General features: G+C 44.5%; 23 protein-coding genes. 3 read left to right on the top strand and 20 right to left on the bottom strand.

All coding sequences use genetic code 11. The features are described 5' to 3' along the window. Position 1 precedes the first annotated feature (1 nt). From minC to LCM00_RS05390, 20 genes are all read right to left on the bottom strand, one after another. On the bottom strand, positions 2 to 682 hold the full coding sequence (gene minC, locus LCM00_RS05485; protein ID WP_224898686.1) for a septum site-determining protein MinC: 681 nt from the start codon (positions 680 to 682) through the stop codon (positions 2 to 4). Positions 683 to 874: 192 nt separating this feature from the next. Then, on the bottom strand, positions 875 to 1,177 hold the full coding sequence (locus tag LCM00_RS05480) for a hypothetical protein (RefSeq protein ID WP_224898683.1): 303 nt from the start codon (positions 1,175 to 1,177) through the stop codon (positions 875 to 877). Further along, positions 1,161 to 1,685: a rod shape-determining protein MreD gene (gene mreD, locus LCM00_RS05475; protein WP_009796094.1), complete on the bottom strand. Its 525-nt coding sequence runs from the start codon at positions 1,683 to 1,685 to the stop codon at positions 1,161 to 1,163. Before mreD ends, LCM00_RS05480 begins: the two co-directional genes overlap by 17 nt. Before the next feature lie 2 nt (positions 1,686 to 1,687). Then, a complete protein-coding gene (mreC, locus tag LCM00_RS05470; protein ID WP_224898680.1) occupies positions 1,688 to 2,554 on the bottom strand; it encodes a rod shape-determining protein MreC in 867 nt (288 codons plus the stop codon). Between the two features lie 86 nt (positions 2,555 to 2,640). Beyond that, on the bottom strand, positions 2,641 to 3,660 hold the full coding sequence (locus LCM00_RS05465) for a rod shape-determining protein (RefSeq protein ID WP_224898677.1): 1,020 nt from the start codon (positions 3,658 to 3,660) through the stop codon (positions 2,641 to 2,643). A 158-nt stretch (positions 3,661 to 3,818) separates the two neighbouring features. Next, entirely contained in the window at positions 3,819 to 4,490 is a 672-nt protein-coding gene (radC, locus tag LCM00_RS05460) for a RadC family protein (protein WP_224899323.1), read from the bottom strand. A 69-nt stretch (positions 4,491 to 4,559) separates the two neighbouring features. Next, entirely contained in the window at positions 4,560 to 5,135 is a 576-nt protein-coding gene (locus LCM00_RS05455; protein WP_224898675.1) for a Maf family protein, read from the bottom strand. Positions 5,136 to 5,312: 177 nt separating this feature from the next. Continuing rightward, entirely contained in the window at positions 5,313 to 6,428 is a 1,116-nt protein-coding gene (locus tag LCM00_RS05450) for a hypothetical protein (RefSeq protein WP_224898672.1), read from the bottom strand. A 110-nt stretch (positions 6,429 to 6,538) separates the two neighbouring features. Continuing rightward, on the bottom strand, positions 6,539 to 6,994 hold the full coding sequence (locus LCM00_RS05445; RefSeq protein WP_224898669.1) for a type II secretion system protein: 456 nt from the start codon (positions 6,992 to 6,994) through the stop codon (positions 6,539 to 6,541). A 29-nt stretch (positions 6,995 to 7,023) separates the two neighbouring features. After that, positions 7,024 to 7,830, bottom strand: coding sequence for a pilus assembly protein PilO (locus LCM00_RS05440; protein WP_224898665.1), 807 nt, complete (start codon positions 7,828 to 7,830; stop codon positions 7,024 to 7,026). Further along, the gene (locus LCM00_RS05435) at positions 7,827 to 8,456 is read right to left on the bottom strand and encodes a PilN domain-containing protein (RefSeq protein ID WP_224898662.1); all 630 of its coding nucleotides are present in this window, start codon (positions 8,454 to 8,456) and stop codon (positions 7,827 to 7,829) included. Before LCM00_RS05435 ends, LCM00_RS05440 begins: the two co-directional genes overlap by 4 nt. A gap of 2 nt (positions 8,457 to 8,458) precedes the next feature. After that, on the bottom strand, positions 8,459 to 9,430 hold the full coding sequence (gene pilM, locus LCM00_RS05430) for a type IV pilus biogenesis protein PilM (protein WP_224898658.1): 972 nt from the start codon (positions 9,428 to 9,430) through the stop codon (positions 8,459 to 8,461). Between the two features lie 12 nt (positions 9,431 to 9,442). Continuing rightward, positions 9,443 to 10,186 (bottom strand): prepilin peptidase, encoded by a 744-nt coding sequence (locus LCM00_RS05425; RefSeq protein ID WP_224898655.1) that lies wholly within the window; start codon positions 10,184 to 10,186, stop codon positions 9,443 to 9,445. Between the two features lie 10 nt (positions 10,187 to 10,196). Then, positions 10,197 to 10,643 (bottom strand): prepilin-type N-terminal cleavage/methylation domain-containing protein, encoded by a 447-nt coding sequence (locus tag LCM00_RS05420; protein ID WP_224898652.1) that lies wholly within the window; start codon positions 10,641 to 10,643, stop codon positions 10,197 to 10,199. Between the two features lie 116 nt (positions 10,644 to 10,759). Then, entirely contained in the window at positions 10,760 to 11,965 is a 1,206-nt protein-coding gene (locus LCM00_RS05415) for a type II secretion system F family protein (RefSeq protein ID WP_224898647.1), read from the bottom strand. A 1-nt stretch (position 11,966) separates the two neighbouring features. After that, on the bottom strand, positions 11,967 to 13,007 hold the full coding sequence (locus tag LCM00_RS05410; RefSeq protein WP_224898643.1) for a type IV pilus twitching motility protein PilT: 1,041 nt from the start codon (positions 13,005 to 13,007) through the stop codon (positions 11,967 to 11,969). Positions 13,008 to 13,018: 11 nt separating this feature from the next. Then, positions 13,019 to 14,680, bottom strand: coding sequence for a GspE/PulE family protein (locus LCM00_RS05405; protein ID WP_224898641.1), 1,662 nt, complete (start codon positions 14,678 to 14,680; stop codon positions 13,019 to 13,021). Between the two features lie 24 nt (positions 14,681 to 14,704). Beyond that, positions 14,705 to 16,111, bottom strand: a complete 1,407-nt coding sequence (locus tag LCM00_RS05400; RefSeq protein WP_224898638.1) for a G5 domain-containing protein — start codon at positions 16,109 to 16,111, stop codon at positions 14,705 to 14,707. Between the two features lie 21 nt (positions 16,112 to 16,132). Beyond that, the gene (locus LCM00_RS05395; RefSeq protein ID WP_224898635.1) at positions 16,133 to 16,891 is read right to left on the bottom strand and encodes a PRC-barrel domain-containing protein; all 759 of its coding nucleotides are present in this window, start codon (positions 16,889 to 16,891) and stop codon (positions 16,133 to 16,135) included. A gap of 78 nt (positions 16,892 to 16,969) precedes the next feature. Then, positions 16,970 to 18,340 (bottom strand): hypothetical protein, encoded by a 1,371-nt coding sequence (locus LCM00_RS05390; protein ID WP_224898632.1) that lies wholly within the window; start codon positions 18,338 to 18,340, stop codon positions 16,970 to 16,972. A gap of 154 nt (positions 18,341 to 18,494) precedes the next feature. Between LCM00_RS05390 and LCM00_RS05385 the strand changes: the two genes are divergently transcribed. The 3 genes from LCM00_RS05385 to LCM00_RS05375 are packed head-to-tail and all read left to right on the top strand — an operon-like array spanning position 18,495 to position 21,580. Continuing rightward, positions 18,495 to 19,010, top strand: a complete 516-nt coding sequence (locus tag LCM00_RS05385) for a type IV pilus modification PilV family protein (protein ID WP_224898629.1) — start codon at positions 18,495 to 18,497, stop codon at positions 19,008 to 19,010. Continuing rightward, the gene (locus tag LCM00_RS05380; protein ID WP_224898626.1) at positions 18,994 to 19,599 is read left to right on the top strand and encodes a PilW family protein; all 606 of its coding nucleotides are present in this window, start codon (positions 18,994 to 18,996) and stop codon (positions 19,597 to 19,599) included. The genes LCM00_RS05385 and LCM00_RS05380 overlap by 17 nt, the downstream gene beginning before the upstream one ends. Further along, positions 19,589 to 21,580, top strand: coding sequence for a hypothetical protein (locus LCM00_RS05375; RefSeq protein WP_224898623.1), 1,992 nt, complete (start codon positions 19,589 to 19,591; stop codon positions 21,578 to 21,580). The genes LCM00_RS05380 and LCM00_RS05375 overlap by 11 nt, the downstream gene beginning before the upstream one ends. The last annotated feature ends 51 nt before the right edge of the window (positions 21,581 to 21,631 follow it).

Genomic DNA, 21,631 nt, shown 5'->3' with positions numbered 1-21,631 from the left:
ACTAGTGTCCCCCTTCCAATCTCGTTAAGTTTGGTCTGAGATGCATCAAAACCTGTAATCTATCAACTATCATTTGTTCATTTTCGTCTATGTAGGCACATTCCATTTCCCTCATATCCTCATCTTTGCTGTGATCAGGCGCCCGATTGATGCAGTCGCTGATCCTGAGCTGGGAAGGCCTCATCATGCTTGCCGCAATGACAGCCTGCCTGTTTCCGTAGCAGCCGGCATGGGCGATTCCCTTTAAGCTGCCCATGATGAAAATGCTTCCTCCCGCCATGACAGTGCCGCCGGGATTCACATCCCCGATCAGGAGCAGATCGCCCGGAACCTCAAGGACCTGGCCTGAGCGGATGATCCTCGCCACAGACATAATCTCATTTTCTTTTTTTTCCCTGTCAGCTTCTTCTTTAGTCAGGACATTTGAGCTGACAGAATCAACGACAAAGTTCTTCTTAGTCCTGATCAAGTCCTTCAGCTCTTCCTCCTGATCAGCTGTAAGATAACGGTTTCCCGACTGCACCCTTACAGACATAAGAGGACGGTCAACATTGGTCCTGGCGCTTTCAGAGAGCTTTCTATCAAGCTCCTTTTTCAGGTCCTCATAGGAACAGGAGTCGTCCAGATGAAGAGTCAGGCCGTCCTTGGTCCCTTTTATTGTTACATTCTGAGTTTTCTTCATTGCAAGATGTTCACCTCAATAAGAAAAGCGCAAGCGCCTTGCTCACCCCAAAGGATTGCAGACTAAGAACGCCACGTCCTGTGGCAACGTCTGCATGACCCCCCATCCTGGGGGCCTCCGATCCTCCCGGAAAGGCGTTCTTTGCCTTTTTGGGAGGATTGGCTTGTGACCTCGAGGAGGTAGGCGCTGGAGCTAGACAGTGATCAAATTAGAAAAAATATATACTTTCTTATCTTGATTAGAAAAACCTGGCATCTGCCAAGTCATTGCAGGCTGACCGGCTTTCCATCCCCTGCAGAACAGCCGCGCTGCCCCTGCCAGGGATACAAGCCGTACGCCATACATAGATTCAATGTATGCCTTTTCTGCGGCTCCACATAATACAATTCGACATAAGCTCACAAAATCCTTTTTTCGCCTGTGCAGTTTTACCTGCTGTTTCACTAATTTTATCGGCTGGCCACCAGCACTTTCCACATTACTGGCCGTATTCATCAAGCTCGCGTGCGAACTTTTCGAAAAACTTCTTAAAAGGAAAGGACACCACAACGATGAAAGCGAGATTCAGCACAAGCGTCGGCAGGAGCCTTTGCTGCAGGAACACTGAAAACTCCATGTTTGTGCGGTGGATTAGAAAATTCATCTCGTACACACCAAGTTCCAGAAGCGCCAGTTCAAACAGAGTGATAAGGGCAACCACAGCAAGATTGGTATGCAGGATCCGGATGATTTTGGACGCAATATAGGCCAGCAGCGGCAGCATGAATAAATAGATGCCGATGATATCTGTATACACAATATCAAACAGCAGGCCGAAAATCAGTCCATAGATGATCCCGTGTTTTTTACTGCCGTAGATGGTCAGGAAAATGATGATGACCGCCAGGAAATGCGGGACCATGATCCTTTTGCTGTTATACAATTCGGCAGACAGCAGCTGGACAAAAACGCTGTCCAGGACGAAAAAGAATAAAACGAGAAGAGGGAGAAGAAACCGTTTCATCTCTATTCCTCCTCTTCTTCCAATATATCCAGGTCAGGCTTCTCCATAGAAAGCTTTGCAACCATCACATGCTCTATATCATAAAAATCCGCCCCAGGCTTCACATAAGCAGTCTGGTTCAGGCCGAACTCATCAGGAACGACTTCCTCTACTACACCGACAGGCAAGCCTGAAGGAAATACACCGCCAAGTCCGGAGGTTGATACAATCTCTCCTTTTTTAATTTCGGCATCATAAGGAATCCGCTTTAGCAAAAGAAGTTTCTTTTTAGTATCATACCCTTCGATCGTCCCATAAATCTTTTCATTGATGACAGCAGAAATCCGGTTGGCAGGATCTGTGCTGCTGAGGAGCTGAACGCTGGCGGAAAGAGGGCTTGTATTCTTCACTTTGCCGATCAAGCCGCCGGATGTTATGACAGCCATATCTTTTTCCAAACCGTCTTTTTCACCTTTGTTGATGATCAGCGTCTCTTCCCAGCGATCGGGATTTCTCGCAATCACAGTCGCCTGGATGGGCTTATACTTGCTTAAATCACCTTTTTTATCAAGTATCGTCTGCAATTTTTCATTTTCATCCTTCAGGCGCTGGACATCGGCCTCAAGCATGGCAAGCTCATCCAGCCTGCCCTTCAATTCCTTGTTTTCTTCATATGTATTCTGCAAATCTTTTACATTTTCGAAGAATCCGGCAACATAGCTTGCCGGCCTGGAAACGATGGTCTGCGCCCAGCTCGCTGTATCTTTCACAAATTGCTCTGCCCATGAAAGCTTTTCCCTTTCCTTCAGGGAAAATCCGATTAATGCCACCAGAATAATGATACTGACAAGCAGGATGATCAGGCGTTTATTCAGGAAAAACTGTGGCATGGTTCACACCTCTATTTCTTTAAAAAGAAAGGACTCCAGGATAAAAGCGAATGACTGCTTCATGCCCGGAGCCGCCCTTTTTGTTATTAATAAGAATCTTTGGATTTGTTTTTAAATAAGTGAATATGGTCAAGAGCCTTCCCTGTTCCGATTGCCACACAGTCAAGCGGATTTTCAGCGATGAGCACAGGCATTTTTGTTTCCTCTGCAATCACCTTGTCCAAATTGCGGAGAAGCGCTCCTCCTCCAGTCAGCACAATCCCCCGGTCCATGATATCAGCAGCCAGTTCAGGCGGCGTCTTTTCCAGGGTGACCTTCACGGCATCTACAATGCTATAAACAGTATCACGAAGGGCAGCAGCAATTTCCTCTGCCGTAATTTCAATCGTTTTCGGCAGTCCTGTCAAAAGGTCGCGGCCGCGGATTTCCATGTTTTCAATGCCTTCAGGCTCACCGGCGGAGCCGATCTCCATTTTAATGGCTTCAGCCGTCCGGTCGCCAATCATCAGGTTATAAGTTTTGCGGATATAATTAATGATTGCATCATCCATTTCATCACCCGCAATGCGGATTGACTGGCTCGTAACGATGCCGCCAAGTGAAATGATGGCCACTTCAGTCGTCCCGCCGCCGATGTCGACAACCATGCTGCCTGTCGGCTCCCAAACAGGAAGATTCGCACCGATTGCAGCAGCAAACGGCTCTTCGATCGGATAGGCATCACGGGCACCAGCCTGGCGTGTAGCATCAATGACGGCACGCTGCTCTACAGCTGTTATGCCTGAAGGCACACACACCATCACATAAGGCTTGCCGGCAAAGAAGCCCTTCTTGACAGCCTGTCTGATATAATATTTCATCATAGTAGCAGTTGTTTCATAATCAGCAATGACGCCGTCCTTCATAGGGCGCATTGCTACGACATTCCCCGGCGTACGGCCGATCATATTCTTCGCATCATTGCCGACAGCGACAATGCTTTTAGTATCCGTCTGCATGGCAACCACAGAAGGCTCCCTAACAGCGATTCCTTTTCCTTTTACATAAACGAGTGTATTGGCAGTCCCCAAGTCGATCCCAAGATCCCGTGTTCCGATTCCAAACATAGCTGTATCTCCCTTTCTGATACGAAATGCAATTTTTTAAGGTGATTTTTATATTCGAAGAAGGCTGAAAAAGCAGCCTATTTAGCAGTTGGCAGACTTATTCTAGTCTAAAAAATCATAAATTATATTATATCCTAACAAACGGTAAAATCATAGTGTTATAAATAACCTTTTTCCTTTAAGCTGACATATTTGTTTTCACCGATGATCAAATGATCGAGAACATCAATGCCAATGATTTTCCCGCACTCCGCCAGCCTCTTTGTGACTTCTATATCCTCCCTGCTGGGGGCGGGATCGCCGGAAGGATGATTATGAATGCAGATGATAGACGCAGCCGACCTCCTGAAGGCCTCCTTAAAAACCTCCCTGGGATGGACGATCGAAGCATTCAGGCTGCCGATGAAAATCGTCTGCTTATGGAGCACCTGATTCTTTGTGTTCAAGTAAAGGCAGACAAAATGCTCCTGCGAAAGGAAGCGCATATCATTCATGACATATTTGGCGCCGTCCTCAGGTGAACGGATCACAAAGCGGTCATCATAGGTGAGGCTGGAAATTCGCCTCCCTATCTCGACCGCGGCCAGCACCTGAATGGCTTTTGCCATGCCGATCCCTTTGATGCTGGTCATCTCATCAAGCGTTGCATCCTTCAGGAGGCGGAGGCCTTCAAAATGGGTAAGAAGCCTGTTTGATAGCTGGAGCACAGACTCCTCTTTAGTCCCGGTCCTGAGCATCAGAGCAAGAAGCTCATGATTGGACAGGCTTTCGGGGCCATTCTGGATAAAGCGCTCGCGCGGCCTTTCATCCTGCGGGAAATCACGGATCATCAATGATTCAGTTTTCAATACGATTCCTCCCTTGCCGGCAGGAAAGGGAGGCAGATGATCGTTAAGTATTTAAAAAGGCAGTTGGAACCCGGCCTTTTTCAATTCTCTTGCTGTTCTTGAAAGCGGGAGCCCGACGACCGCGAAGTAATCACCGCTGATCCGCTTCACAAGCGTAGCACCTAGACCCTGGATTCCATATGATCCGGCCTTATCAAAGGGCTCGCCGCTTTCGATATATGCCGACTTTTCGTCATCTGTCAGCTCCCAAAATTCCACATCCGTTTTTTCGTAAAATTCAATTTTGCTTTTTTGCGGAGTAATAATCGATACTCCTGTATAAACCGAATGGACCCTGCCGGACAAACGCGACAGCATATCAAATGCCTCGCCATGCCCATCAGGCTTCCCTAAAATAAGACCGTCTGCAAAGACAATCGTATCCGAACCGATGACAAATGAAGCAGGATTCTTCCTGGCGACAGACTCCGCTTTTCTGGAAGCAAGCTCCATGACAACTTTTTCGGGAAGCATCCCCGGTTCGAATGTTTCGTCCACATCACTGCTGGAGACTTCAAATTTCAGCTGAAGATTTTCAAGAAGTTCTTTTCGCCGTGGAGAAGAAGAGGCTAATATGAGGTTCTGCAAAAAAATCACCCTATCCTTTACTTGTATCATTTTGGGAGATACAAACTAATCGTACCAAAATTTATAGGTTCTAACAATTTTTAATAGAGATTTGTCAAAAAAAATGGGGGCTTGTCGAATGATCTCCGACAGCCCCCTATAATGTGCGATATTTCCTGGAAAATATTCACCCTTCTATTAAAGTGCATTATACGCTGCAATGAATGACAGCAGATGCTGCTGAATCGCGTAATAGCCTTTTTCATCAGGACTTTCCTGATAGCTGGCCATTAGCTCTGCTGCTTCTGAAAGCTCCTTTTGCATAACCGCCACACGATCCGCTGAAAGCTTTGCTTTATCAAACCCTGCAAGCTGTGCTGATATATCGGCCGCCTGCTTTGATGCTTCTTCCGGAACCGCAGCTCCAGGTGTCACAGCACCAATTCCTGCAGCCATGGAAGAATATATTCCTGGAGCCGCCTGCAGGAACTTTTTATCTTCCTCCTGCAGCTTATCCAGTGTTTTTCCGCCGGCAGCCAATTCCTTGGCGAATGCATCCATGCCCTTGCTCTTATAATCAGTTCCCAGCTGTTTCGCGTCTTCAAGCGACCCTGCAGCCCCCAGGAAGAGATATGATTTTCCTTCCATCTCCAGCAGCTGTGCCGGAGCACCTTTCTCAAAAATCGTGCTTTGAATCTTTTCAGCCGCATCCTTCGTTGAAAAGACACCGCCCTGAACAACGAAAACCGTAAGAGGCTCGAGGGCCAGAGTTCCGCTTCCCGCTTGGCTTTCCTGACCGCTGCCGCTCACACTTCCCGCTGCTGTCTGCGCAGCTCCTTCAGGCTCTTCTGCGCTTCCGTCATGGATCACCATCTTCAGCATTAAAAATCCAAGACTTGTCCCGAACAGCACAGCAAAGAATACAGAAATCACCACTGATCGGACCAGTGCTTTCTGATTGGAAGGCTTCCCAGGTGAGCTGAAAATACTGCCTTTCTTTCCGCTTCCTTTTTCGGGCTTTTCGGCAACCTTATACTCCTTCGGTTCTGGATTTTCCTCCATAATCTCCGGGAGAATCCAGTCAAACTCATCATCTGCAGCTTCCCTGGCTGGAGCCGCCTCCAATTCAGCCAGGTCACCGTTTGCTGTCAGAGCCTTCCCCTCTGCCGGCTCTTCTTCCACATTCTCTATGTGCTGCACTTCTTCTACAGGATCTCTTTCCTTTTGTGCCGTTTTGTCTTTCATATGCACGGCTTCCCGATCCTTGCCATTCAGCTTGATCGTGATGGTCCGGCCGTTCCCTCGGTTTTCCACAGCTTGTCCTCCCCGTGTCGATTGCTGGATTTGCCTTCATCCTAACACAGGGGCAAAAAAAAATAACAAGACTTTTGTCGTCTTGTTATAGGATGCTTTCGTCAAATTTTTCAGTTGTCTTTTACAATCAGATCTATTGATAGCTCGCGAACCGGGATCGGTTTGCCTGACGCCCCTTGATAAGAGCAAAGATTCCGGTTTTCACCGTACAGGCATACCGTCCTGACATGCTCCCCGTCTATTTCTACATAGCTGGCATCTGAAGGTTCAATATAATTGCCTGTATACGGATCCTTAAAAGCCTCCATGAAGCCGGCTTCTGAAACCATACTGAAAGTAATCCGCTGAGCGAGCGTATTGCCGCTGGTCACTTCGCGCTTCACAAAATAGCCCGCTGCTTCATTCAGTGCATAGGCATTGCCGACAAAGGCTTTATCCCTTGAATTCTGGACCAGACTCAGTATGGAAGCAGTGGCGATTGCGGCAACAATGCCCAGGATCACAATAATAGCCAGCAGTTCTATTAAAGTTAGTCCCTTGTCATTCAGTCTAGCAAAGCTCTTCATCATACTAGACCCCGTTTCTATAGAATAGATTAAGGCTGAGTATCTTCTCCTGCCTCGACGTCCTCCTGGCTGGAGAAACCGCTCAAGGGGTTCTGCTTATTAGAAACAGCAGGAACGTCCAAAGGAGGCAGCTCCTTTTGCAGCTCTTCCAGATTAGGATAATAATAAGCGGCAAGTGATACTTCAAATTCTACATTTTCCGAATCCTGATCAACCGAATAAATCTCGGGAAGTCCGTTGAAGTTAAGAACCTCCACCTTTACGATCCGTTTCAGCGATTCCAGGCTTTTGATAAACTTTTCCATCTCAAAATAAGTTGCTGCTTCACCGCTCAGCGTCATGGAAATTTTTCTGATCCCGTTGGGAAGGATCTCCTCAGCAGGTGAATTGACTTCACTAGTACTTTCATTGGAATCTTCCTGGTCCTCGGATGGTGATTCTTCCTGTTCCTCCCCCCTCTCTTCTTTTGCAGCTTCGGCAACAAGATCTATTTCCTCATCATCTTCTGTTCCGTCCAGCTTTAACTCTATGATATTTGTATCAGAAATAACTTCTGCTTTTTCAAGGTCAAGTAAAAGCTGATCAAGCATCCGTTTGACGGGCACTTGCTTCTGCAGCTCCATTGTGCTGAGAATCGTCTTTTCACCGGTTTCAGCCAGTTTGTTTTCTATGATGGTCAATTCCTGGCTGGCCAGCTTCAATTCGGTTTCCTTTCTGTCCAGCTGCTCATGCACAGGAAGTATAAGCAAATAATAGGCTCCTGCAATTGCCCCTCCCAGTAGAAGGATGGAGAGAAAAATAATCAGGAGATGCTTCTTGGATAGTTGAAGGTTCACGGTGTACTCCCCCCTTCAGCTTCCTTCTCCTTGTTCTCAATCTCTTGCTTGAGCAAACTGGAGTTTATCTGCAATTCATAAGCCGCAAAATAACGCGGCAGGATTTCTTCCTCAGCAGCTGATGTCTCTTCATCATCATCTTTCAGAACATCTGTAGTTTTTGCCTCGGTCAGAATTGCCTCGTCCAGCCATCCCAAGGACAGCAAAGAATTTAAATAATAGGCAGCCTGGCTTTTAGTGTCAAACTGGACTATTTGCTTGATTTTATTATCCTCATCTTTCTCAAACTCGGTTATATAGCCCCTTTCCGGAAGGAGCTTGGTTACTTCATTTAAGATATACACCATGCTGAAAGGCTGCTCTTTTGCCCAAGAAATAGCATTCTCCAGTTCGCCGACCGAATTGGAAGATTCATAATCAGCAAGCTTCACTCTTTGTGCTTCCAGAATTTCATTCGTCTGGGCTATTTGAGTTTCAACCTGTTCTATTTCCTCTTTTTGGCTGCCTAAGTAAACATAGAGGGACACAGACAAGATGACAGCTGCCAAACCTGCAGCTGCCAAAGAGATGTAGGCTGCTTTGCTTCTTTTTTCTTTTTGGGGGAGGAGATTGATATCTACAAGCATGTCTACACCTCTTTCAAGCCCAAACCAACATTAAGATTAAATTGGGGCTTAATCATCTGTTCTGTGTTATTTTCCCCGCCCAGGACTGCCAGGGGGGCGTCAAACCTTTCCGCAAGACTTGAGCGGATGTCCTCCATCCAAGGGTGATCGCCATCAGCTAAAATCTTAGTGATTTGTTTATTGCCCTGATTCAAGGAATATCTGTAAAAATTCATGACCCGGTCCAATTCTTTATAGATATCCTCGAGCGGAAGAAGAACCTCGCTTTTGTCACCTTTATACACCAAACCGCTCCCCGGCTCTGCTTCCCACTTATCGTGATCTGCATCAATCATAAGATGGCGCATGAAGACCGGTTCATGTCCTTCGAAGATACTGACATTCACTTGCTGTGCATCAAACTGCACCATCATGAGATGTTCATCAGGAGCCGGAAGGTCGTACTCATAATAGAGGCGATACAGGGCAAGACAGGAGATATCCGCAGCAGACGGCCTTAAACCAGCTTCTTCAAAAAGAGCGACATACTCATTTACAACCTCTTCAGGAGCTGCAAACAGCAAAATCTGCCTCTTTTCCTTTTCTGACTGTAAAGGAACAAAATCAAAAACTGGATCCTCAAAAGGAAGATGGATGCTTGTCCCGAGCTCCATATATAGATAACCTTTAATTTCTTCACTTGTCACATCTTCGGGAATATCCAGTTTTCTGATGATAATAAAAGGATCAGGGACTAAAAAGGAGATATTTCTTTTCTTGATCTTCCAATCAAGCACACATTCTTCGAGTATGCTGGAAAGTGTTTCAAAGTCCTGGATCCTGCCTTCCCTAATAATTCCATTCGGCAAAAAACGCTCTTCACAGCGAAGAGTCTCTGGCTCGTTACTGCTCTTCAGTTCGGCCATCCGGATGACATGATCCTTGATTGTAATATTAATGATTCGATTTTTCCCGAATGAAAATAGAGGGGCCATATCAATTTCTCCTTAAATGAATGAATAAAGATACCAATCCAGAATACGCTGGCCAAAAAAATAGGCTGTAAGACTTCCAAGTGCTATGTATGGACCGAACGGAATCGGCTTGCCTTTTTCTACCTTGCCAATCAGCATCCCTGCGAGGCCAAATACCGCTCCAAATATGGTTGCAAAGAAAAACGTCAAAAGGACAAGCTTTGTTCCAAGAGCCAGGCCGATCACGGCAAATAGCTTAATGTCTCCCCCGCCCATGCCTCCTTTGCTGATAACGGCAATGAACAGAAGCAGGAAAAAGCCGGCTGCCGCACCCAGAAGTGAATCCCACCATGGCGACAAAGGGAGGAAAATGCGTTCCAATAAAAAAATCACTGCGAAAACAAGCAGGACTTTATCGGGAATAATCATATATTTAATATCTGATACAAACACAATGACCATCAGAGAAATCAAAGTCCAAGCAATGATCAGCTCCAGTGTCCATCCCATCAGAAGCGGGGCAAGGACAAATAACAGGCCGGTCGCCAGCTCAACAGCAGGATAAAGAAATGAAACCGGCGCTTTGCAGCGCCGGCACTTCCCTCCCTGCAGCAGATAGGACACTACCGGAATTAACTCATAGGGCCTTAAAGTATGCTGGCAATATGGACAATGAGACCGCGGCTTAACTATTGACTGCTTTAGCGGAATCCTCAGGCCAACTACGTTGTAGAAGGAGCCTAGGAGGAGGCCGTAGAGGAATATTACTATTATCATTGTTTATACTTTACTTTTCTTCTTCTTTAACATCAGTAGCTGGTATATCTCTAGCACTCTTAGGGGCGTTGTCAATCATTTGGACAGTAGCACTTGTAAAATTCACTGTTATACCGGATTTGGTTCCAGTACCGGTAAATTGGAATGCACCCTCATCAGTAACTACAACTTCAGCATCGGTATCATCCTTAAAGGTAGGCACTTCATCTAAGAACCCCTTCAAATCTTCTAAGCTAATTTCCTTATCAGAGCTATTTTCAGCATATCTAATTTTAGCTGCATTTAATATTTGAATTGCATCTGCTTTTACAGCACTTATCTTAGAGTTTTCAATGATTTTCCCAATACTTGGAATAGCGATCGCAGCAATAATCCCCAAAATAACAATAACAGCCAAAAGCTCAATCAGCGTTAAACCTTTTTCATTCTTTAATTTTTGACCCAGTTTTTTCAACATCTTGTTTCCCATCTCCTTATGAGTATTCGCCTATTACTTTAGTAGGTTAATCCTATTATACTAGATTATTACAATAACAAAAGTCGTATTTTAATGGTTTTTGTAAATTTATTGTACTAGCCGACATGATTGAATATTTGGAACATCGGAACCATTATTGATGTAACGATAGTTCCTACAATTCCGGCAAGGAATACAATCATTAAGGGCTCTATCAATGATTTAAGCCTGTCAGTCGAGCTTTCTACTTCCCGTTCATAAAAATCGGCTACTTTGGACAGCATTTCATCCAGGGATCCAGTTTCTTCCCCAATGGCAATCATTTGAGAGACAAGGGGAGGAAAGACCCAATGCAACCGCATCGGCTCAGTCAGAGATCGCCCTTCCTCTAAAGAAGTCCTGGATTTTTTTAGTACCTTGGAGACTACCTCGTTCTCCACAACATTCTCAACTATGGCAAGGGCCTGGAGAATGGGTACAGAACTGGCAAATAACGAACTTAACGTTCTTGTCATCCTGGCCAATGCAGCTTTTTGCAGCATTTTCCCAAAGATAGGAAGCTTAAGAAACGCATAGTCCAGATAGTACTTCGATTTTTTATTATTTCTAATGGCTACAAATCCAATAAACAAACAAATAAGTAATAAAACAACAATCCACCAGTATGACTGCATAAACTCGCTGGAACCCAGAACAAACTGTGTGATGGCAGGAAGCTCTCCACCGAAATCCTTAAACATATCAACAAAAGTAGGAACTACACTTACTAGTAGAAAAATGACTACCGCAACTGCAATGATCCCTACAGCAACAGGGTAGGCAAGGGCGGAAACAATTTTTTGCTTCGTAAAATGCTGTTTTTCATAGTGGACAGCCAGCCTTTCAAGCGTATCGTCAATATTCCCGCCGGCTTCGCCTGCCTTTATCATATTTACAAACATACTAGTAAAGATTCTTTTATGTTTGGCAGCCGCGTCAGATAATGGATTACCTTCCCTTAAATCCTGCTCTACTGTTTCGAGAGCCCTTCTTAATGCTTTACTCTCTGTTTGCTGGGCAAGTATCCTTGTAGCATCCACCACCGTCACCCCCGCCCGAAGCAGCGTAGAAAACTGCCGCAGATAAATCACAAAATCCTGCAGCTTCACTGGGTTCCCAATCGAAAGCTCTTTGGTAAGCAGTGTTTCTGCAATCTCATTAAGTTCAGTAACCCTGATGCTATCCTTCTTCAGCTGCAGCATGGCCTCCCTCTTTGAGGCTGCACTTATGATTCCGGACTTCTTCCCTTTCAGGTCACGGCCGCTGTATTTATACCGGGGCATCTCAATTCACCTTTTCCTGGAGGAATGGCATGGCCGCCTCCTTGGATACTTGTCCTGACTGCACGAGTTCGCTGATGCTTGCGTCAAGGGTATGCATGCCCTGAGCCCTTGATGTTTGCATGATGTTGGCAATCTGGTGGACCTTTTCGTTGCGGATCAGATTGGCCACTGCCGAATTATTGACCAGGATTTCGGTTGCGGCCTTTCGCCCTTTCCGGTCAATAATAGGGAAGAGGCGCTGGGATACGATTGATACTAAAACAGAGGCAAGCTGAATCCTGATCTGTGCCTGCTGGGACGGCGGGAACACGTCAATGATCCGGTTGATTGTCGCAGGTGCACTTGAAGTATGAAGAGTCCCGAAAACAAGATGTCCCGTTTCTGCTGCCGTTATCGCGGTCTGTATCGTTTCAAGGTCACGCATCTCCCCGACCAATATAACGTCAGGATCCTGCCTGAGGGCAGCCCGCAGGCCGTTAGCGAAGTTATTCGTGTCAAATCCGACTTCACGCTGGTCAATGATGCAGTTGCCATGCTTATGCAGGTACTCAATCGGATCTTCAAGTGTGATAACATGCTTCCTCATATTTTGATTCATATAATCAATGATAGAAGCCAGCGTGGTAGATTTTCCGCTTCCTGTCGGGCCTGTCACCAGCACCAGCCCCTGTGGTTTGCCTGCTATCTTCTTGAGAATATTCGGCAGCTCCAGTTCATCTATCGTTGGGACTCTTGTCGGCACAACCCGGACCGCCAATGCAATACATGAACGCTGATAATAGGCATTGACACGGAAACGCGAAACCCCCTGGACGCCATAGGAAAAATCGAGCTCCCCTTTTTCCCTGAAGCGGTCCCACATATTTTCCGGGATGATGGCTTTGGCCATTGACTCTGTATGTGCAGGCAAAAGGTTCTCTTTGCCATATCGCTTCAGCTCGCCATTGATCCGGAATATGGGAGGCACTCCAACGGTCAGATGAATATCGGAGGCTTTCAATTCAAAGCCGGCCCTTAAAAGAATATCAATTGCTTCAGTCATGATCATTGCTCCTAATCAGGTATGGCGACACGAAGGACTTCTTCTGTCGTCGTAATGCCTTGTTTTACTTTCAGCAGGCCATCATCAATCAGAAATATAGTTTTATTCTTAATTGCAAGCTCACGCAGCTTTGAGAAGGATTCCCCGTTCATGATCACCCTGCGCATTTCATCATCGATCACAAGTACCTCGTGGATGGCGATCCTGCCTTTATAGCCTGTCATATTGCAGGAAGAACAGCCTCTGCCCCGCTTGATCGTTTCCACCTTCATGCCGCGCCGCGCAAAGATTTCAATCTCTCTTTTTGTAGGTGCCTGAATTTCTTCACAATCGCGGCATACCCGCCTAACAAGCCTTTGGGCAACAATCCCGCTGAGCGAGGATGCTACCAGGAAAGGCTCAACTCCCATATCAAGGAGCCTTGTTATTGAACCAAGCGAATCGTTCGTATGCAGGGTGCTCAGAACAAGGTGGCCTGTCAGAGAAGCCCTGATGGCAACCTCTACTGTTTCCTTATCCCGGATTTCTCCAACCATGATAATATTGGGGTCCTGCCTCAGGATGGCCCTCAAGCCTTTAGCAAATGTCATCCCTACATTGGAATTCACCTGAATTTGATTGATGCCTTCAAGCTGATATTCTACCGGATCTTCGACAGTGATGATATTGACTTCTTCGCTGTTCAGCTGATTAAGAGCTGCATAAAGAGTGGATGATTTTCCTGATCCTGTAGGGCCTGTCAACAGGACGATGCCGGTCGGCTTATTGATCATGGAAGTGAAGCGATTCAAATTAAGCTTGTTGAATCCAAGCTTATTCATGTCATTCAATGAACTGCCAAGATCGAGCAGACGCATAACGATTTTTTCGCCGTACACAGTCGGCAAAGTTGATATACGGAGGTCAATCGGATGGAAATCGAGATTTATCTTAATTCTGCCATCCTGCGGCACCCGGTGCTCTGTGATATCAAGGTTAGCCATGATTTTGATCCTGGCTGTCAAAACACTTTGCATATGCTTTGGAAGCACCCTCTCTGTCCGGAGCACTCCATCTATCCTGTATCTTACTGCCACCTTTGTTTCCTGAGGGTCAATATGTACATCACTTGCTTTCATGGAGGCAGCGTTCCCGAGGATTTGATTGACGAGCCTGACAATCGGTGAATCCTCATCGGCAATCTTATCGTCCTGCAGTTCTTTTGTGCCAGGTGAAGCGTCAAGCAGTTCTTCGAACCCTTCATCCATATCATAATACTTATTGATGGCACGAAGGATATCATCCTTCGTTGCAATCGCAGCCTCCACATGAAATCCGGTTGACAGCCGCAAATCATCAATCGTATAGAAATCCATTGGGTCAGCCATGGCGACAAAAAGCTTTTCCCCTTCTTTTTTTAAAGGGATGATCAGATTTCTCTTCGCCAGATCTTTTGAAACCATACTGAACAGCTTCACATCAAACGGATAGCGGTACAAACTTACATGCGGGATTCCCAGCTGGAATTCCAGCACTTCTATCAGCTGCTGTTCTGTAATATAGCCCCGCTGCAGGAGGGCATCCCCGATCCTTTGATCTTTATGCTTTTCCTTCAGCGCCTGCTGCAGCTGTTCTTCTGATATCAGACCTGAATCAACAAGCAAATCTCCTAAACGCCTTCTTGTCTGTTTCATTGATATCCCTGCTTTTTCTTCATATTATTTGGCAGCTTCATTCGGCTTTCCCCAAAGGCCATCATCTTCTTTTTCTTGATCAGACTGGCTGGACTCTTCACCGCTTTGAGAGCCGGAGGGCTCTTCACCGCTCTGAGAACCGGAGTTTTCTTCACCGGACTCGGCATTTTCCGAAGAATTTTCTGGATCTCCAGCTGTGCCGTTCTGCTCTTCGGGAAGACTTCCTGCTGTTTGTCCGCTGTTTTCCTGTACGCTGCCTCCATTATTCAAGTTAGCAGACTCCTTAACTGTCAAACTATGAATAATGACTGTATGCACCGGCGGATAAAAGTCTTCTGAAATGGGTTCTGTTTTAATGATGCTCCCATCGCGGTCTACTGTATCCCGGTAGACCTTGATCAGCATACCGTCCACTCCTTCAACAGCAGTCCTTTGTTCGCCAAATCTCAGCTTTGCATCGTATTGTATGATTTTCTTTGGCTTGAATGCTTCCTTATCCTTCAATTGAATTTTATAGGAATAGATAAGGCTGCGCCCTTTAAGCGCCGTATAAAAAAGGCTGTCCTGATAGGAAAACTCAAGAGTATATTTTTGATCATTAGGGTTGGCTATGATCAGATCCATATTTTTTTCTTCGCTTACCTTAGCTTCAAAGCCGGCTTCTGCATAGCCCGGAAGGTTTCTGCCGATATGGCGCTCAGCAAATGTAAAATTGGTAGGCATAACAGCTTTATAAATAGTGCTTGCTACAGCACCGAGGGATTGCTCATTGTATGTGACATTGTTTTCTTCCAGAAACTTCAGCAGTGAAAAGGTTGATTGCGGAAGAATCTCAATCTTCGGGAATCTTTTAGCCCAATCAGCTAAATCTTTTGCTGTTTGTTCATCCTTCAATACTGCCTCAGACAGTGTTGCCGCATCCTCCTGAAGCGGAAGATAGTTTTCAAGCTTTATGGCATGTTCGCCAGTCTGAAGCGCTGACGGGTATAATAATAGGTCTGACTTGAATCTTGAAAACTCAAAGCTTTCAGAGGCAAGATCTGGAGATATACCAGACAAAATATTCTTTATATCTGCTTCCTCGATATTGGCAATCAGAAGATTTTCTCCTCCTGATACTGCTGAGCCGACCGATTGCTCCAAATCGAAAGTAAAGAGATCTGAGGGCAGGATGGCCACTTTCTCCTTGAATTTTAGGACCAGCTTCGTACTTCCGCTCCACTCGGCGGTTTTGCCAGCCAGCTTTTCAAGTGCACCAGACCGGTCAAGCCCTGATATATCTGTACTGGCGATAACAGTGTTTTCACCAAATATCTCACTTGGATTCACAGCATTATTAAATGCCATGGCACCGAATTTAGAAAACGAGAAAATATAAGCCGTGCACAGAATCAGAACAATTGAAAGCTTTACTATTTGTTGAGATTTCATAGCAAGATGCCCCCCCTTGCATTAGGCTTCGACATTCATGGACAATTCAACGACTATATTTGGACCTTCCTCTTGAGCCTTATTGATAATTTCCCTTGTCAGGATCGTGCCCTGGCTTATGATCACTTCGCCATTCATACCATATATATCTTTTAATACAGCTTTGCCTGAAAGAAGTTCAACCTGTTTTTCCTTTAGAAGCTGGATTTCTTCATCGATCTCGAAATTAATGCCAGCTTCGGCGACTTCCTCTTTTAAAGGTTCCTGCCCAGCCTGGTTGGGATCAAGAAGGGCTGCATCAGTTAAGAAGCCATCAGCGGCATCTTCTTTTACAATAACGATGTCCTTGCCGTAAGTTAATACAAAATCGGAACGCAGGATTTGTTCACTGCTGCCGCTTTTAATGTCCATTCCCAGGATATTGCCTGTTTCATCATCCACATAGAATTCGGAAATTTCGCCGATCAATTCCCCTTTTCTAGTCATGACCTTTGTATTCGTAATCCTGATTTTTTTGTTTACAAGCTGATTGGCAATGGGAATTTCATTCAGGTCTATAACAGCATTATCACTTTCTACTGTTACAGCATATTCTCCAATACCGACCACCTTTTTAAAGGGAATGGCTTTGACGCTCACTTGCCAATCTTCATGTTCAATGGTCAGGAAATCAATTGAGCCTTTTTCAGGATTAATAACTAAAGATTTTACTTTTCCTACTTGCTGTCCATCTGAAATACTGATAATCGGGAGACCCGTAATTTGTAAACTTGTCTTCAATTTATGTCACCACACCTATATTTTAAATTCGTTACATTCATAACAGTTATATTACAACTTTTTCCGTCAAGCAACACTCTATTTCGACAAATATATTTTTTGTAAAAAATGGATTTCCTGTAAAATTATTGGATAATCCTTATATTTGGCTTCCAAGTCACCTAGCAGCAGCTGAAGCTTTTGATACTCTTTTGCCGCTGCATAGTGCTTTATAAGGAGACTTGCAAATGTATAATAATCAGAAAGCGGAAGGCTTGGGCTCAAACAGCCCCTTACCATCTCTTCATATTGGGTCTGTCCAAGAACTCTTTTAGCTGCTTGCAATTGGGCAAGCAAATTCTGAAGAAGCTGATGCTGCAGCATTGCCTGTTCATTTGTGTATCTATCGTTCATTTCCTCTGCTTCAAAATTGTCATATCGAGAATCGCTGTTTTCCAGGACTGAGTCCAGTTTTTCGATATCGGTTAATGCAGGGCCTTTATCTTCTTGGATAAGGTCTCCTTCATTTTGAGTGACAATTTCATTAGAGTATTCCTCTGACTCAAAAAGTAATTCTGCCTCAGCTTGTCTGTTTATCTCATAAATCTCTTGAATATTATCTCCTGTGCCAATCGGAATAACAGATTCTTCTAAAACAGGTGTTTCTTCCATCTGCACCAATGGAATATCATTTATTTCTTCGCTGTCTTTTTCTCCGGGCAACTCCATCTCTTCAAGCATCAGCTTTTCTAAATCTGCCATATATTCCTGAACAGGAAGATCAGATTCCCCTATCCTGGTATCTTCATCTTCTTCATGTTCTTCGTCTTCAACCCCTGATAAGCTGAACTCCACAAAAGGCTCTATTTCCTCATCATCCTGCAAGCTTGAATCATATAAAGCTAATTCATTCTCTTCATCAGAGCTGATGTCTGTTGATGCAGAAAGTTCCTCTAATTCCTCAGCAGATTCAGGGTTTCTTCCTGAAAATAAATCTTCCAGATCTTCTTCTTCCATCCCGCCGATGAAGTCTGCAGGTTCATTTTGTTCACCCGCTTCTTCAATAACCGTTTCGATTTCCATCCTATAATCCGGTGCAGCTTGTACAACTGCTTCCGCTTCTGCAGGTGTTTCCAAATCAAGCTCAGTCTCCATACCAGCTGATTCTTCATGAGGATAACTGAAGCCTGTAAAAGAATCTTCTGCTGTTTCTGCAGCAGTATCAGCAGAAAACAAGGCATTAGGCATTCTGCTTCCCATAAAATATGCAGCCGCCAGCACTAAAGCGAGCATAAGCAGAATAATCTGCCACCACAGAAAGCTTGCTTGTGCGGCAACGCCCATTAAGGCAAACAGCAGGGAAGCTGAGATAGTGATAATTTTGCCTTTCAATGTCATGCCCAAAGGCAAGAAATAAACAATCGGGATGAGCAGCAATAGAGAAATTAACGCAAATATGTATGTGCTCAAAAACTCTTCTCCTTCCAGCAGGTAATATAGTCCTATTAATCTTCTCTCTTTTTAATCTCCTTATATATTTCACTTGTCTTTTTCGACCTATTAAGACAAATATAGCTATAAAATATTGTATAATATAAGAAGAAAGAATGAAAGAAGGGTCTTAATGAAACTTAAAAAAATTCTAAGTAGTTCGAAAGGACTAACTCTTGTAGAAGTCCTCCTTTCCCTAACCATCTTAAGCATCATTCTTTTAGGCTCTATGAAATTTTTCACACAGGCATACAGCTATACCAGCGGCAGCCAAAACAAAACTGCCGGAATCAATGTAGCAAGGAATGCTTTAATGTACATAGAAAATGAAAGTTTTATAGAAATCAGAAAAAAATTCACTGATGACCCTGCTGAGGAAATGAAAATAACAATCTGCAATGAGAGCTACAGGGGAGCATGGAAGGATGGAAGCAGCCTTCATTCGGCTGAGGCAGAAGGTATTCAAAGCTGCACCCCCGCTCCTATAGTAATCAATAATGTAGAATACAATGTTTCAATTGCGATGCCAGAGGGGCATGTTCCAGAAATTGATGCCTCCTCCATACCTCTTAGAGCAACCGTAGAATGGGAAGGCAGCGAAACTCCAGTTAAAATTGAAGGAGCCATAAAAAGTGAAGATCTTCGATAACAAGGGTTTTACCTTATATGAACTGCTGGCTGTGCTTGCCATAACAGCTATCGTATTGCCGGTCATTTACGGCGTTTTTACTTCAGGCATTAAGCTTTATAACAAAATTCAGGTCGAAGGGCAGCTGCGGGATGATGCAGACTACACCTCCACGATGATAATGAATGCCTTTTACTCTTATCCCTTTGATTATGTAAGAAGCTGTGGAGATGATTGTATCGAACTGGTCAATTCAACGTTCACTGGAGTAGATAAGGTTGAAAATAACAGCAGTGGGGCAGCATTCTATGGCGTGTACCGCAATAAGAAGAATAGTTTAGAAACCTCAGTTAGAATTGAATTGACCGAAAAGGACACAGAAGACGGAACAGTGCGGGTTTTTGAAATCGATGGAAAACCGCTTGAAGTTGAATCTGATTTTAATAACTCAAAGCTTATTTATAACTGTGCTAATAACGCAGATCAGGCTGCATGCGGCAAAGGCATGATCAGCCTTGAATACAGCCTGGATAATCATCGTCTGGAAGAAGCTTTAGACCTTCACAGCAAATTTGGTTTTTCTGCAGGAGGGCCGCCTGATGAAGAATGAACAAGGAAATGCTTTAATTACCGTTCTGCTCATTTCCCTTATCTTCACTATTCTGGGATTGAGCATCATTGCTTCTGCCATTGGAGGTGCCAAAAGAACGGAGACGAGGGAGTCGGACATCGACCTGACATACAGCAGCATAAAGGTGCTTGAAAACTTGACTTCAGACCTTTCACGCTCCCTGTCAGCTTTGGATTTGGAAGATTATATGGATTATGACAATAAGAAAATCAAAATCGGCTATAATACACGGCTGAACAGCATCTTAGAGGATGTACTTGAAAAAAGCAGGGCTGAGAATGCCGCACAGCTCGAGTGCCTTAATATCATTGACATCAGCAATGGTTCAGACAAGCCTGTTGACCCTTCTGTATCATGCGGAAAACAGCTCTCGTTCGACCAGGCCGACTATGAAATTGAAATAGGTTCCGATTTTACCAGGGTACTTGATTTAGTCTTAGTGACTAATAACCCTCAGGAAACAGAAGGCGAAATCTCGCGTACCATTAAAAAGCGGATCATTTTGTCACCGCTGCCAAGCTTTTTAAAGTATGCGGTCGGCTCAGAGTCGGATGAGGAGGATTCCGGCTTATTCTTAAACGGCTCTCCTAACATCGCTGGTAATACTTATGCCAACAGGCTGTATATTGACGAGGACGCTCACTACGAAGATGACAGTGGAACAGAGAAAACTCATGGAACACCAATGCCTTCCCTAATGGGGGATTTGTACAGCAGTTCATCCCACCTGCTTGACATTGTAAAAGATGAAGATAATTTCTACAAAGGGGACATCCCTCCATTAAAGCATGACAGCCAGTTTTTCAATATTGATTACGATAAAACCTTCAGGCAAAGTCTGCGGGATATGCTGGAGGATACTGCAATCAGCCAATCAGTCGCTGATGAAGGGACAAGCTTTAAAGAAAAGCTCAGGAGCGAGATTTCCGCCTTGCCGGTAAGGGCCTATGAAATTACGGAGGATGGCTTTGTAAAAGTCATTGAAGGGCAAAGCAGCCCTTTATCGACCCTTGGTGAAAATATAACCCCTACTGCAGGCAGTTATATCATAGACAGCAGTGAACAGGGACTTTATATTTCTGACGATTTTAAGATTTATGGAAATCTTGTTGTCATGAGCACCCAGAATCCGATTACATTCGCCGGCAAATTGATTGTAGAAGGAGATCTGTACCTTACCAGTTATCAAAATCTTTCGCTGATGGATAATGTATATGTAACAGGTAAAACCTACATTTTAAATTTAAACGGGAACCTCGATATAGAGAAAAAAGTCATATCTGCTGATTCGATAATGGCCGAGTCCCATGAAGGAGCCCAGCTAAAAGCAAAAGGCGATATACTGACAGGGGAAAGCCTGACCATTCAGCCTTCCAATACTTCTATAAAAATAAGCGAAAATATTATTGCTGCCAATGAGTTCACTGTCAAAGGTGAAAACTCTGATGCCGGCCAGGAAGACGACGCCGTGGAATTTGATTCCGTTGTTTATGCAGGCGGCAATGCGTCCATTTCCAATGCCAATATTTTAGGTTTATCCAAAGGCGGCGAGGAACAGCAGATCATCTTAATGGCCAAACAGGATTTAATGATTACAAGAATTGATGAATTTAACAACTATGATGACACAGATGAAGATAAGAAACCCTATCTTCCTGAAAATGATTCCAGAATCAAACCGCTTAAAGGATTTTTCTATACCGAAGAGAATGCTGTGCTATATGGAGTGGGATCACTGTTTTATATAAATGGGGGAATTTTTGCCAAGGAGAACCTGACGATCAATGCAATCCGGGGAGAAGTTGGCTCAAACATAGATAATCTGCCCACTTTAACACAGGAAGGGAAGTTCTCCAGATTTGTTGTAAAATACGACCAGGATGTTCTTCTAAAAAGAATTGAATTATTGCCGCTGGCTGAACAGCTGCAAATTTTCTCAGATGAACTGCTGGTAGAATAAAGAAAGGTGCTGCACATGCTGCAGCACCTTTTCTTGTTATTCACCAATGTA

The sequence above is a fragment of the Bacillus infantis genome, assembly GCF_020171945.1.
GTDB lineage: Bacteria > Bacillota > Bacilli > Bacillales > Cytobacillaceae > Bacillus_AB > Bacillus_AB infantis_A.
This window is presented reverse-complemented; position numbering and strand designations above follow the sequence as displayed.